This window comes from Xanthomonas arboricola pv. populi (assembly GCF_002939945.1).
In the GTDB taxonomy this organism is placed as follows: Bacteria; Pseudomonadota; Gammaproteobacteria; order Xanthomonadales; family Xanthomonadaceae; genus Xanthomonas; species Xanthomonas arboricola_A.
Map to the genome: position 1 here is coordinate 13,398 of NZ_MDEB01000001.1, position 12,331 is coordinate 25,728.

Here is a 12,331-nt window from a genome sequence, read left to right on the forward strand (position 1 = left end):
GACGGCATGCCGTCGATAGGAAAAACACCGGTCCGACGGGCTGCCTGCACAGCTCGCCGGACCGGCGACGCACTTCCTACGGCGCGTTCTACAGGCTGGCCCGCAATGTCAGGCCATACCGACGATCGTTGATCACGAAGTCGCGGTAGCGCGACTCGGTGCCCAGATAGCTTTCGCGCCGTGTATCGAGCAGGTTCACGCCATCGAGCGAAATCGACCACACATCATTGATGTTGAAACGCAGCGAGGCATCCAGCTGGCCGAAGCCCTTGTTGTAGACCGGCAGGTTGCCGGTGCCGTTGCCTGCGGTGGTCACCAGCCAGTCGCTGCGCCAGTTGTAGGCCACACGGCCCTGGAAGCGCGAGGTTTCGTAGCTGAGGATCGCGTTGTAGCTGTTCTTGGACAGGCCTTCCAGCGGCACGGTCAGCGCCTGGCCGTTGGTGTCGGTGGCGGTGGGGCTCGGCGCCTCGCTGTCGACATAGGTGTAGTTGGTCTGCAGGCCGAAGCCGCTCAGCCAGCCCGGCAAAAAGTCGAAGAACTGCGTGTAGCCCAGTTCCGCACCGCGGATCTTGCCGGCATCGCCGTTGACCGGGCGGGTGATCTGCCACACCTGGCCGTCGTAGACCTCGTTGAAGACCGCATTGGCGATGAAGCCTTCGACCTTCTTGTAGAACAGGGTGCCGTACATCATCGAGCCCTGGCCGAAGTACCACTCCAGCGCGGTGTCGAACTGGTCGGCCTTGACCGCTTCCAGGCTCGGGTTGCCCGCAGTACCGGTGAAGGTCGAGGCACCATTGGAGGTACCGGTGCTCAGGCTCAGGTTCGGGTTGAGCCGATCGAAGGTGGGGCGAGAGATGCCGCGCGAAGCGGCAAAACGCCACTGCAGTTGATCGCTCAGCATCCAGCGCAGGTTCAAGCTCGGCAGCACGTCGGTATAGGTCTGCTGCGCATCCACCGGGATCAGGCCACCGCCTTCGCTGTCGGTACCGGTGCGCACGCCCTGCGAGCCCACCTCGGTCCGCACCACGCGCACGCCGATGTTGCCGTCGAACGGAATCGAGTCACTGTCCACGCCGAAGCGCAGCACGCCATAGGCCGCGTAGGTCTTCTCGTTCTGCGTATTGATGTTGTTGGGGGCAAATTCCAGCGGGCTGGCACCGAAGGTGGCCAGGGTCTGCTCGTAGTTGGCAACCGCCGAATCGGCAGCCGTCAGCGTGCGGCCGAAGGTGCTGCTTTCACCGCGGAAGAAGTCGGTGATCGGGTTGGTCACCAGACCGATGGTCGGGTACTGCGAGAACGGCGTACCCGAGCAATCGTTGATGCACATGAAACGGTAGATATTGCCCTTGGTCTCGGCATCGCGGTCGGTGTAGCGCACACCGGCCTTGAAGCTGCGCACGAAGTCGCTGTCGAAGGCCAGGTCCATGTCGGCGCGCCAGGCGAACTCGGTGCCCTTGTTGTCGTCCTTGTTGTCCAGGTGCCAGCGCCAGCCGTCGTAGTTGTTGGCATCGGCCAGATAGCCTTCCGCGCCGCTGGCATCGGTCACCGACAGGCGCGGCAGATTGCCACGGAAGTCGACGTTGAACTGCGGGCTGGTGTCCTGCCCGGTGGCGATGATGTAGCGCGTGCCGGTGGTGGTGGCATCGACATACTGGAAGTCGGTGCTCAGGGTCAGCTTCTCGTTGACCGTCCACTTGGCGCCCAGCGAGTAATCGGTGGTCACCGAATGCCGCTCGGTCAGGCTGGTGTTGGATTCGGTGGGAACGTTCTGGAACGAGCCGTTGACGAATTCGTTGCGGTCGTTGACCTGGATGCCCGGCAAGCCCTGCATCGGGTTGGCGCCGGTCAGCGCGAAGAACGAATAATCGTGCCAGCTGAAGTCGTACTCCGAACGCAGCACCTGCGTGTAGACCTCCACCGCATCGTTCGGACGCCATTGCATCGCGAACGCACCGGTCTTGCGCTCGCGCTCGCCGACGGTGGTGTTGATGCCGGCGCCGTGCGGCACCGACACGCCCTGGCCTTCATAGCCCGGCAGATCGGTCTGCGTGTACCACGGCTCGATCGAGATGGTGTCCTGGCGGAACGGGCTCTTCTGCTGCGAATAATTCACCAGCAGGCCGATCTCGCCGATGCCGGTCTGCCAGCGATCGCTGAACAGGCCCGAGAACGCCGGCTTGCCGTCGTCGGCCAGGTCGTAATAGTTGTACTGCACGCTGCCGGCGATCTTGCGGCCGTCGTAGTCGAACGGCAGGCGCGTGCGCAGGTCGACGGTGCCGCCCAGGCCACCTTCGATCATGTCGGCCGAGGGATTCTTGTAGACGTTGACGCCGCCGAGCAGTTCGGCCGACACGTCCTCGAAGCTCAGGCCACGGCCATCGTTGGCAGTGAAGATATCGCGGCCATTGAGTTCGGTCCGCACCTGGGTCAGGCCGCGGATGGCGATCGAGCTGCCTTCGCCATAGTTGCGCGAGATCTGGATGCCGGAAATGCGCTGCAGCGCCTCGGCGACGTTGTTGTCGGGCAGCTTGCCGATGTCTTCGGCAACGATCGAATCGACGATCTGCTCGGCGTTCTGTTTGACCAGCTGCGCCTTGGTGACGCTGCTGCGCGTGCCGGTGACCTGCACGGTGTCGAGCTGCTGGGTGGTCGCGTCCTGGGCCGGGGCGGCAGTGGTGGTGGCGTCCTGCGCGTAGGCCTGCGCGCTCAACAGCGTGGCCACACTGAGGGCCATCACGGAGCGGCGGAAATCACGGATCGAACGCTGACCCACAGTCCGGCCTGCCGGAATGTGGCGATGTTGCACTGACATGGTGCTCCCTCCCAGGACGCATGTACTTCTAATTTTTTAGCGGGTCGGTGCGCGAACGCCCTGCCCGTCGTTGGTGCTGGCCCGCATCCGCCCACGACCGGAAGGCCGGGCGGTTGCGATGCGTGGTAATCCTGACAAGGCTTACCTAGCGGCTGCGGCCGGAGCATAGGGCGGCGCCGTCGTGCCATACCAATGAAATATTCCTGGAAAGCTATTCGTAAAAAATATAGCAACGCCGACAAACGCGCCGGGTCTGGCATTGCGGATCCGGATCGCCGGATTGGCCAAAGCGGGCTCAACTCCATGAGCCCGCACATATCGGTTCCGTGACCGCCTGCGCTTACCAGTTCATGCGCAGCACCAGCGAGTAGCGCCGGTCGTTGACGAACGAGGAGCGCGTATACAGACGCGGATCCACCTCCCCGCCTTCGTACGAGGTCGGCCCCATCAGCACCTTGGTCACCGTATTGGTCAGGTTGTTGGCCTGCACGCCCAGCTGCAGGTGCTCGTTGAACCGGTAGAAGAACGAGCCGTCGAGCTGGCCGTAGTCGTCGGCCCAGGTCGGCAGACGGGTGGACGCATCGCTGGTGGTCAGCAGGTAGCGCGAGCGCCAGTTGTAGGCCAGACGCAGCGACAACGGCCCCTTCTCGTAGATACCGGCCAGGTTGTAGCTGCGCCGCGACAGGCCTTCCAGCGGCAGCTCGACACCGGTGACGGTGGTATTGGTGTACGGGTCGGTGGCGGTGTTGGCGCCGCCCTGGCTGTCGACGAAGGTGAAGTTGGCATTGACGCCGAACCCGCTCAGCCAGCCCGGTAGCTGGTCGAAGAACTGGGTATAGCCCAGCTCCGCGCCGCGGATGGTGCCCTCGTCCATGTTGTACGGACGCGTTACCAGCCAGGGGCGGTTGTCGAAGATCTCGCTGCGGGTCTGGGTGGAGAAGTAATCCTTGACCTTCTTGTAGAACAACGTGGCGTACAGCATGTCGCTGGTGTCGAAGTACCACTCCAGCGCGGTGTCGAACTGGTTGGCCACCATCGGCTTGAGGTTCGGGTTGCCGGCGGTGCCGACAAAATCGGTCGCCTGGCCGGCGTCGTTGGTCTCCACGTTGAGCAACACATACGGCTGCAACTGGGTGTAGTCCGGGCGCGCCATCGCCTTGGAGGCGGCAAAGCGCCACTGCAGGCTGTCGGTGAAGCGCAGACGCAGGTTCAGGCTGGGCAGCACGTTGGTGTAACGGCCCTGGGAATTGTTCTCAAAATACTGCCCGGTGTAGCGCGCCTGCAGTTCCGGCGAGACATTGAGGCCGGCCAGATTCTGGAACTGGCCGAAGCCTTCGGCCTGGGTCTTGGTCTGCACCACGCGGATGCCGACGTTGCCGTCCACCGGAATGCCCCAGGCCTCGTCATTGCCGAAGTACAGCGCCGCGTAGGCGGCCTGGGTACGCTCGAACTGCCGGTTGGTGTCCTGCGGCTGATAGGTGTCCGGCGCCCAGCCATAGCCGCGCAACGCCACGATCTGCTGGATCATCTGCGAGGCCGAGCCATAGTTGTTGACCAGGCTGCTGTTGGGCACCACCAGCGTGGTCGGCACGTTTACGCCGCCGCGGAAGAAGTCCGAGAAGGTGAACAACGACGACTGGTCGGTCATGAACTCGGACATAGTCGCCAGGCCGTTGCTGGTGCCTGGAATCGCGGCCCAGTTATCGGAGATCACGCCCCAGTTGTAGCCGGAATTCTTGTTGATCTGGTTGCGATCGGTGGCACGCATGCCGAAGCGCGCAAAGCGCAACCAGCTGCTGTCATCGAAGGTGTATTCCAGATCCACGCGCGTGGACAGCTGACGTCCGCGGTTCTTGCCCAGGTGGTCCATCGCCGCCGCCCAGAAGTAATTGGACGGGTCCTGGGTAAAGGCCGGGTTGGCAATCTGCACGCTGGGATACTTGCCCGACACGTCGTAGGACAGGCCTGGCAGATAGGTCGCACTGAACACGGTGAAATCCAGCTGCTCGTTCTCCGACTCCACCAGCTGCATATCGCCCTTGATCTGCAGGTTGTCGTTGAAGAAGTGGCTGAAACCCACCGACATGTCGGTGGTGGTGGTGCGCTGTTCGGAATAGCGGTTGTCGGTGTTGAAGCGCACGCCGTCGCCGGTGAGCACCCCGCGCCACGAGCTGGACACCGGCGAGCCGCGCAGGAAGGCGCCGCGATCGTCGTAGTCGAAGGTGGTGCCCGGCGCCGGCGTGATGCTGTTGTTGCTGTCGTTGAAGAACGCGGCGCGCTCCTGCCAGTTCATTTCGTAGCGCGAGCGCAGGAACTGCGCATAGATCTCGGTGGCATCGCTGGGCTTCCACTGGAACGCCGCCGCGATCCCGTCGCGCTTGCGCTCGAAATCCAGCTGACGCCAGTTCACCCCGCCCGGCACGAACACCTCGCTGCGCCCGCTGCCGGCCAGCACCGCCTCATCGGTGCGCCGCACGTACGGCTCCACCTGGATGCCGTCCGAGCGCGTGGCCAGCTCCGAGTGCGCGACGTCGATCATGAAGCCCATTTCACCGATGCCGGTGCTCCAGCGATCGCTGAACAGGAACGAGGCCGACGGCTTGTACTTCTTGCTCATGTCGCCGTAGTTGTAGTCGACATTGCCGCCGACGATCCGGCCCGGGTTGTCGAACGGCATGCGCGTGCGCAGATTGACCGTGCCGCCCAGGCCGCCTTCGATGATTTCCGCCGAGGGGTTCTTGTACACGTCCACGCCGGCCATCAACTCGGCCGGCACGTCTTCGAAGCTCAGCCCGCGGCCGCTGGCAGCGCTGAAGATGTCGCGCCCATTGAGTTCGCCACGCACCTGGGTCAGGCCGCGGATCATCACGCCGCTGCCTTCGGCGGAGAAATGGTCGGGATCGCTGCGTGCGGCGAAGTGATCGATGGTCACGCCGCTGACGCGCTGCAGGGTTTCGGTGACGCTGCGGTCGGGCAAGGCGCCGATGTCCTCGGCACTAACCGAATCCACGATCTGGCTGGCATCGCGCTTGATCACCTGCGACTTGATCAGGCTGGCGCGCACACCGCGCACCTCCACCGCATCCAGATCCACCGCGCTGCCGGCGGCCTTGCCGGCCGGGGCCGTCGGGGACGACGGCGTGTGTTGTGCGTACACCGGTGCGGCGAGCAACAGCCCGATGCTGACGGCCATGGCGGACTGACGCAAACGCGGGGTACGACGTGCGTGCACGCCCGTCCCTGCCGAGGCATGGCTTGAAAACTTGTACATCTGAATCCCTCCCAGGACGCAAGACGACTGAAGACTGGTTGTCGCGGCACCGTCGACGGGCCGCATGGTGGTGCAGGACGCGGACGTTGCCGCCCGGCTCCACTTCTCACTGCATGGCGGCTTGGCCGCCGATCACCTGCCCGACTTCACGTGCGCTTCAGCGTGCGATCTGGCTCACAGATATAGGCGCCTGCTCTGGCGTCAGCCAATGAAGAATTCACAGCCTGCTATTCCCTGCCGGAATACGAATGGAAGAGCCCGCTTAACCAGTGGATTCCGGCCCGCGCAGACCGGGATACAAACGTCGCGCGGTGGTGCGTAGCGCCTGCAGAATGCGTTCGGCCCCCGGCGGCAGGATGTAATCGCGCCGACGAATGATGCCGAACGACTCCATGCGTACACCCAGCTCGATCGGCAGTACGGTCAGCAGCTTGGCCTGGATCAGCGGCGCCACCGATTCCACCGGCAAGGCGGTCAGCATGTCGGTACCGCGCAGCAGCGTGGAGGTCACCGGCAGCGACGAGGTCTCGATCGCATTGGTCGGCGTCTGCACGCCGTGCTCCATGAACATCGAATCCAGCCGCGCGCGCAGCACGCTGTCGGCCGGGGGCAGGATCCAGCCATGCCGCACCAGATCGGCGTGCTGCAAGCCAGCGCGGCTGGCCAGCGGATGGCCGGCACGCGCGATCACCGAATGCGGCTCGTCGGCCAGCGGCTCGAATTCCAGCTCGCCCACGCCCTCCGGCCCCAGGATGCGGCCGATCACGATGTCCAGCTGGCCGTCCAGCAACTTGGCCACCAGCGGGCGGCTGTAGTCCATTTCCACCCGCACCAGGATGTCGGGGAACTCGCGCTTGACCTCGGCGATCGCCTGCGGCACCAGGTTGGTGCCCGGATTGACCACGGTGCCGATCGAGGCCTGGCCCATGCGCCCGGCGCGCAGCGCGGCGATTTCTTCCTGCGCCCGGCCGATCTCCGACATCGCCGCGCGCGCGCGCCGGATCAGCACATGTCCGTACCAGGTGGGCTCCACCCCGCGGGCATGCCGCTCGAACAGCTTTACCCCCAGCATGTCCTCCATTTCCGCCAACAGCTTGGAGGCGGCCGGTTGGGTCATGCTGGCGGCCTCGGCCGCACGCAGCACCGAGCGTTGTTCGTGCAGATGCAGCAGCAGCAGCAGCTGGCGCGTCTTGAGGCGGGCAGCGTTGAACCAGGGAGTGCCGGAATTTGCCATGGGGTGTCGCCACGCAGGTGTATTCGTAGGAGGAATAGAATATGCCGAAAATTTCATTTGCAGCACATATCTCCGCGCGCGAGGCTATCGAACGCCGCAGCAGGAGCCCCTACCTCCCGGACGCAGCCAGAACAGACGTGACCCATCTTCCACGAGATGGCAACACGCACGCCATGATTGCGGAGGGTGGACGACGATGACGGCAACTTGCCGGCCAGTTGCAGGCCGTTGGAGTGCGCACGCAAGTGCAGCGGCCACTTCGTCGTGGCTGCCTGCCGCTCTCCGCGCGCTACCGTACAGCGCTGCAACTTCCCCCGACGTTGGCGACCATCCGGTCGCCGACGGCCGTTTTCCGCTCTATCGCGAGTAACACGATGACCTCAGACACCACCGCCAGCCTGTTCGCCCTGCCACTGATCGCCATCCTGCGTGGCATCACGCCGGAAGAAACGCTCGACCATGTCGGTGCACTGATCGACACCGGTTTCGACGCGATCGAGATCCCGCTCAATTCGCCGCGCTGGGCCGAGAGCATTGCGCTGGCCCAGCAGACCTACGGCGCGCGCGCCTGGATCGGCGCCGGCACCGTGCTGCGCAACGACGATGTCGACACCCTGGCCGGGATCGGTGCGCGCTTCATCGTCACCCCGAATACGCGCCCGTCGCTGATCCGCCATGCGGTGTCGCGCGGGCTCACCGTGGTGGCCGGTTTCGCCACCGCCAGCGAGGCGTTCGACGCCATCGATGCCGGCGCAACGATCCTGAAGTTGTTCCCTGCAGCCACCTATGGCGCGGCACATGTGCGCGCGCTGCGCTCGGTGCTGCCCAAGCACATTCCGGTCTATGTGGTCGGCGGCGTCAGCCCGCAGACCCTGGCCGGCTTCCTTGCCCAGGGCGCCGCCGGCGCCGGCATCGGCGGCGAACTGTACAAACCCGCGCAATCGCTCGAAACGACCCAGACGCATGCACGCGCCTTCGTGCAGGCCTACCAGGAACTGCAAGGATGAAGATCACCCGCCTCACCACCTACCACGCCGCACCGCGCTGGCTGTTCCTCAAGGTCGAGACCGACGAGGACATCACCGGCTGGGGAGAGCCGGTCATCGAAGGCCGCGCGCGCTCGGTGGAAGCTGCCGTGCACGAACTGGCCGGCTATGTCGTCGGCAAGGATCCGGCGCGCATCAACGACCTGTGGCAGACCATGTACCGCGCCGGTTTCTACCGTGGCGGCGCCATCCTGATGAGCGCCATCGCCGGTATCGACCAGGCCTTGTGGGACATCAAGGGCAAGGCGCTGGGCGTGCCGGTGTACGAGCTGCTGGGCGGGCTGGTGCGCGATCGCATGAAGACCTATCGCTGGGTCGGCGGCGACCGTCCGGGCGCGATCATCCAGCAGATCACCGACTACCGCGCGCTGGGCTTTGACACCTTCAAGTTCAACGGCACCGAGGAAATGAAGCTGATCGACAGCGCGCGCGCGGTCGATGCGGCGGTGGTCAAGGTCGCCGAGATCCGCGAGACCTTCGGCAACACCATCGACTTCGGCATCGACTTCCACGGCCGCGTCGGCGCCCCGATGGCCAAGGCGCTGCTGCGCGAGCTGGAGCCGTTCAAGCCGCTGTTCGTCGAAGAACCGGTGCTGGCCGAACAGGCCGAGTACTACCCGCGCCTGGCCGCGAGCACCTCGATTCCGCTGGCGGCCGGCGAGCGCATGTTCTCGCGCTTCGAATTCAAGAACGTGCTGTGCGCCGGCGGCATCGGCATGGTACAGCCGGACCTGTCGCATGCCGGCGGCATCACCGAGTGCGTCAAGATCGCCGCAATGGCCGAGGCCTACGATGTCGGCTTCGCCCCGCACTGCCCGCTCGGCCCGATCGCACTGGCCGCCTGCCTGCATGTGGACTTCGTGTCGCACAACGCGGTGCTGCAGGAACAGAGCATCGGCATCCACTACAACGAAGGCGCCGACCTGCTCGATTACGTCATCAATAAAGACGATTTTCAGTGTGTCGATGGCAGTATCGCCGCCCTGCCCAAGCCCGGGCTCGGTGTGGAGATCGACGAAGACATGCTCAAGCGCGCAAACGAAAATCCGCCGGACTGGCGCAACCCGGTCTGGCGTCACAGCGATGGCAGCATCGCCGAATGGTGAGCACGCCCGAACACACCGCCGTGCTGGCGGTCGACAGCCGCTGCACGCATGGCGAAGGCGTGCTGTGGTGCGAGCAGCGCCAGGCGCTGTATTGGGTCGACATCAGCGAGAAGCGCTTGTGGCGGCATCATCCGGCCACTGCGCAATCGCGCTACTGGACGCTGCCTGATCGCCCGGGGTGCCTCGGCCTGATGGACGACGGCCGCGTGCTGATCGCGCTGGCCAAGTCGATCTGCATCGCCGCTCCGGACAACGCCGACGGCGACAGCCTGCCGCTCCAGCACCTGGCCGATATCGAAGCCGACAACCCGCATACGCGCAGCAATGATGGCCGCGCCGACCGCAACGGCAACCTCGTGTTCGGCACCATGGACGAGCACGACCACAAGGCCGCACGCGGCGCGATGTACCAGTTCTCGCTGCGCCACGGCCTGCGTGCGTTGCCGCTGCCGGGCGTGTCGATCCCCAACTCGATCTGCTTCAGTCCCGACGGCCGCACGCTGTACTACTGCGACTCGCTGCGCCCGCAGATCCTGTGCTGCGATTACGACGCCGACACCGCGCAGACCAGCAACGTCCGCGTGTTCACCACGCTGGACCGCGCCGATGCCGAGCCGGACGGCTCCATCATCGACAGCCAGGGCCATCTGTGGAATGCGCAGTGGCGCGCCTGGCGCGTGGTGCGCTACCGCCCCGACGGCAGCACCGAGCGCATCGTGCAACTGCCGGTCAAGCACCCCACCTGCAGCGCCTTCGGCGGCGCCGCGCTGGACCGCCTGCACGTGATCAGCTCGCGCCTGGACCACAGCGCCGAGGAACTGGCCCGCACCCCGGAAGCCGGCGGCCTGTACGTCTGCGACGTGCCGATCAACGGCCTGCCCGAGAGCCGGGTGGCCAGCGCATGATCGCCATCGATTGGGGCACCAGCAGCCTGCGTGGCTACCTGCTCGCTGCCGACGGCAAGGTGCTGGAGCAACGCCGCGGCAGCGACGGCATATTGGCCTGCCAGGGCCGCTTCGCCGAGGTGCTGAGCAGGCTCATCGACGGCTGGGACGGCCCGCTGCTGCTGTCGGGCATGATCGGCAGCCGCAACGGCTGGGTCGAGCAGGCCTATCTGCCCTGCCCGGCCGATACCGCCGCGCTGGCGCAGGCGATGCGCAGCTACGCCGACCTGCTGCCCGGACGCACGCTGTGGTTCGTGCCCGGCGTGAGCACCGGCCAGCAGCATGGCGTGCCCGATGTCATGCGTGGCGAGGAAACCCAGCTGGTCGGCCTGCTCGCCGCGCTCGGCGACGGCACGCACGTCGCCTGCCTGCCCGGCACGCACAGCAAGTGGGCGCAGCTCGCCCACGGCCAGCTGACCGGTTTTGCCACCGTCATGACCGGCGAACTGTACGCGGTGCTGCGCCAGCACAGCATCCTGGGCAAGTTGATGCAGGACGATCCTGCGGACCTGGACACCGACGCATTCGCGCAAGGCGTCGATCGCAGCGCCGAGCCCGGCGGGCTCAGCCACCACCTGTTCGGCGCCCGCACGCTGGGCCTGTTCGACCGCCTCGCCGCCGCCGCGCTGCCGTCCTACCTCTCGGGCCTGCTGATCGGCCACGAACTGCGCGAGCACCGCGGTAATCACGCCACCGTGCACCTGGTCGGCAGCCCCGGCCTGGCGCAACGCTATGCGCTGGCGCTGGCGCGTCTGGGCGTGCAGACGCAGCTGCATCCGGAAGATCTGGCCGCGACGGGTTTATTCGCACTGGCTAGGCAACGCGGATTGGCCTGACCGGAAACGGCCAGGACTCGAGCGGATGGCCAGGGCTGCAAGCCAACAAATCCCCGCCACCCGCACACCCGCCACCGGACTGCTTTAGAATTGACAGGCTAAACGCCGGATTCCGCCATGCCTTTTGTTGTCACCGAAAACTGCATCAAGTGCAAATACACCGACTGCGTCGAGGTCTGTCCGGTGGATTGCTTCCATGTCGGCCCGAACTTCCTGGTCATCGACCCGGATGAGTGCATCGACTGCACGCTGTGCGAGCCCGAATGCCCGGCCAATGCGATCTACCCGGAAGACGACGTCCCGGCAGGCCAGGAAGGCTTCGTCGCGCTCAACGCCGAGCTGGCCAAGGCCTGGCCGGTGCTGACCGTGCGCCAGGAGCCGCTACCCGATGCCGCCGAGTGGGATGGCAAGCCGAACAAGTTGCCGCTGCTGCAACGCTGACACAACGCCTGACAGCATCCAGCCGGGCAACAACGCAGCAGCGATGCGATACCGCCGCATCAGAAACGCAAAACGGGCGCCCGAAGCGCCCGTTCTGCTGTCTGCGCTTGCTGCAGCGGCCTCAGCCGCCCAGCTTGCCCTTCAACGCAGTGACGACCGCCACCGGCGCTGCCGCGGTGGCCGGCATGCCGCGCGGATCCACCGCCGACACGTAGCTGCCGGCGTCGACCTTGACCACGCGCACCAGGAAGCTGGACCCTTCGTAGCTCACGTCGTAGGAACCGAGCATCTGCGCCTTGCTGGCGATGGTCAGGCCGGGAATGTCGGCCAGTGCCGCACCCACCTTGGCGAACACCTCGTCGCGCTCGCCCGGTACGGTGAAGCCGCTGTTGGCGCTGGCGGACGGCGGCGCCGAAGTGTTCTGCTGCGCGCTCGAAGCCAGCGTCGGCACCTTCATCGCGCCGGAGGTATCGGGCAGGTTCAGATCCGGCGGCACTTCCAGCGGACGGGCTTCCGGGGCCAGCGCGTAGTCACCGCGTGCGCCCTTGTGGAACCAGCTGCAACCGCTCGTGGCGGCGACGGTGGCGCTCGCCAGCAACGCGAGCGAAAGCACGCGGACGGGGAAAACGGAATGACGCATC

General features: G+C 65.6%; 9 protein-coding genes. 5 read left to right on the forward strand and 4 right to left on the reverse strand.

Going from position 1 to position 12,331, the window contains the following annotated elements:
• Positions 1–88 precede the first annotated feature (88 nt).
• From XaplCFBP3123_RS00040 to XaplCFBP3123_RS00050, 3 genes are all read right to left on the reverse strand, one after another.
• Positions 89–2,812: a TonB-dependent receptor gene (locus tag XaplCFBP3123_RS00040; protein WP_104532277.1), complete on the reverse strand. Its 2,724-nt coding sequence runs from the start codon at positions 2,810–2,812 to the stop codon at positions 89–91.
• 340 nt (positions 2,813–3,152) lie between these two features.
• Positions 3,153–6,083 (reverse strand): TonB-dependent receptor, encoded by a 2,931-nt coding sequence (locus XaplCFBP3123_RS00045; protein ID WP_104532278.1) that lies wholly within the window; start codon positions 6,081–6,083, stop codon positions 3,153–3,155.
• A gap of 262 nt (positions 6,084–6,345) precedes the next feature.
• Positions 6,346–7,317: a LysR family transcriptional regulator gene (locus tag XaplCFBP3123_RS00050; RefSeq protein WP_016903232.1), complete on the reverse strand. Its 972-nt coding sequence runs from the start codon at positions 7,315–7,317 to the stop codon at positions 6,346–6,348.
• 374 nt (positions 7,318–7,691) lie between these two features.
• Between XaplCFBP3123_RS00050 and XaplCFBP3123_RS00060 the strand changes: the two genes are divergently transcribed.
• The 5 genes from XaplCFBP3123_RS00060 to fdxA all read left to right on the forward strand — a co-directional run bounded on the left by XaplCFBP3123_RS00060 (position 7,692) and on the right by fdxA (position 11,690).
• Entirely contained in the window at positions 7,692–8,324 is a 633-nt protein-coding gene (locus tag XaplCFBP3123_RS00060) for a 2-dehydro-3-deoxy-6-phosphogalactonate aldolase (RefSeq protein ID WP_104532279.1), read from the forward strand.
• Positions 8,321–9,469: a galactonate dehydratase gene (gene dgoD / locus XaplCFBP3123_RS00065; protein WP_104532280.1), complete on the forward strand. Its 1,149-nt coding sequence runs from the start codon at positions 8,321–8,323 to the stop codon at positions 9,467–9,469. Before XaplCFBP3123_RS00060 ends, dgoD begins: the two co-directional genes overlap by 4 nt.
• A complete protein-coding gene (locus XaplCFBP3123_RS00070) occupies positions 9,463–10,374 on the forward strand; it encodes an SMP-30/gluconolactonase/LRE family protein (protein WP_104532281.1) in 912 nt (303 codons plus the stop codon). Before dgoD ends, XaplCFBP3123_RS00070 begins: the two co-directional genes overlap by 7 nt.
• Positions 10,371–11,249 carry a 2-dehydro-3-deoxygalactonokinase gene (locus XaplCFBP3123_RS00075; RefSeq protein WP_104532282.1) on the forward strand — a complete coding sequence of 293 codons (879 nt, stop codon included), beginning with the start codon at positions 10,371–10,373 and terminating at the stop codon, positions 11,247–11,249. The genes XaplCFBP3123_RS00070 and XaplCFBP3123_RS00075 overlap by 4 nt, the downstream gene beginning before the upstream one ends.
• A 117-nt stretch (positions 11,250–11,366) precedes the next feature.
• Positions 11,367–11,690 carry a ferredoxin FdxA gene (gene fdxA / locus XaplCFBP3123_RS00080; RefSeq protein WP_006453280.1) on the forward strand — a complete coding sequence of 108 codons (324 nt, stop codon included), beginning with the start codon at positions 11,367–11,369 and terminating at the stop codon, positions 11,688–11,690.
• 121 nt (positions 11,691–11,811) lie between these two features.
• Here the strand turns inward: fdxA and XaplCFBP3123_RS00085 are convergent, their stop codons facing one another.
• Complete coding sequence (locus XaplCFBP3123_RS00085; protein WP_104532283.1) at positions 11,812–12,330, reverse strand: hypothetical protein; 519 nt, start codon at positions 12,328–12,330, stop codon at positions 11,812–11,814.
• Position 12,331 lies beyond the last annotated feature (1 nt).

What these genes read in the sequence shown, in the direction of transcription:
- XaplCFBP3123_RS00040 (WP_104532277.1), bottom strand. Translation starts at nt 2,812, where the DNA reads ATGTCAGTGCAACATCGCCACATTCCGGCAGGCCGGACTGTGGGTCAG.
- XaplCFBP3123_RS00045 (WP_104532278.1), bottom strand. Translation starts at nt 6,083, where the DNA reads ATGTACAAGTTTTCAAGCCATGCCTCGGCAGGGACGGGCGTGCACGCA.
- XaplCFBP3123_RS00050 (WP_016903232.1), bottom strand. Translation starts at nt 7,317, where the DNA reads ATGGCAAATTCCGGCACTCCCTGGTTCAACGCTGCCCGCCTCAAGACG.
- XaplCFBP3123_RS00060 (WP_104532279.1), top strand. Translation starts at nt 7,692, where the DNA reads ATGACCTCAGACACCACCGCCAGCCTGTTCGCCCTGCCACTGATCGCC.
- dgoD (WP_104532280.1), top strand. Translation starts at nt 8,321, where the DNA reads ATGAAGATCACCCGCCTCACCACCTACCACGCCGCACCGCGCTGGCTG.
- XaplCFBP3123_RS00070 (WP_104532281.1), top strand. Translation starts at nt 9,463, where the DNA reads ATGGTGAGCACGCCCGAACACACCGCCGTGCTGGCGGTCGACAGCCGC.
- XaplCFBP3123_RS00075 (WP_104532282.1), top strand. Translation starts at nt 10,371, where the DNA reads ATGATCGCCATCGATTGGGGCACCAGCAGCCTGCGTGGCTACCTGCTC.
- fdxA (WP_006453280.1), top strand. Translation starts at nt 11,367, where the DNA reads ATGCCTTTTGTTGTCACCGAAAACTGCATCAAGTGCAAATACACCGAC.
- XaplCFBP3123_RS00085 (WP_104532283.1), bottom strand. Translation starts at nt 12,330, where the DNA reads ATGCGTCATTCCGTTTTCCCCGTCCGCGTGCTTTCGCTCGCGTTGCTG.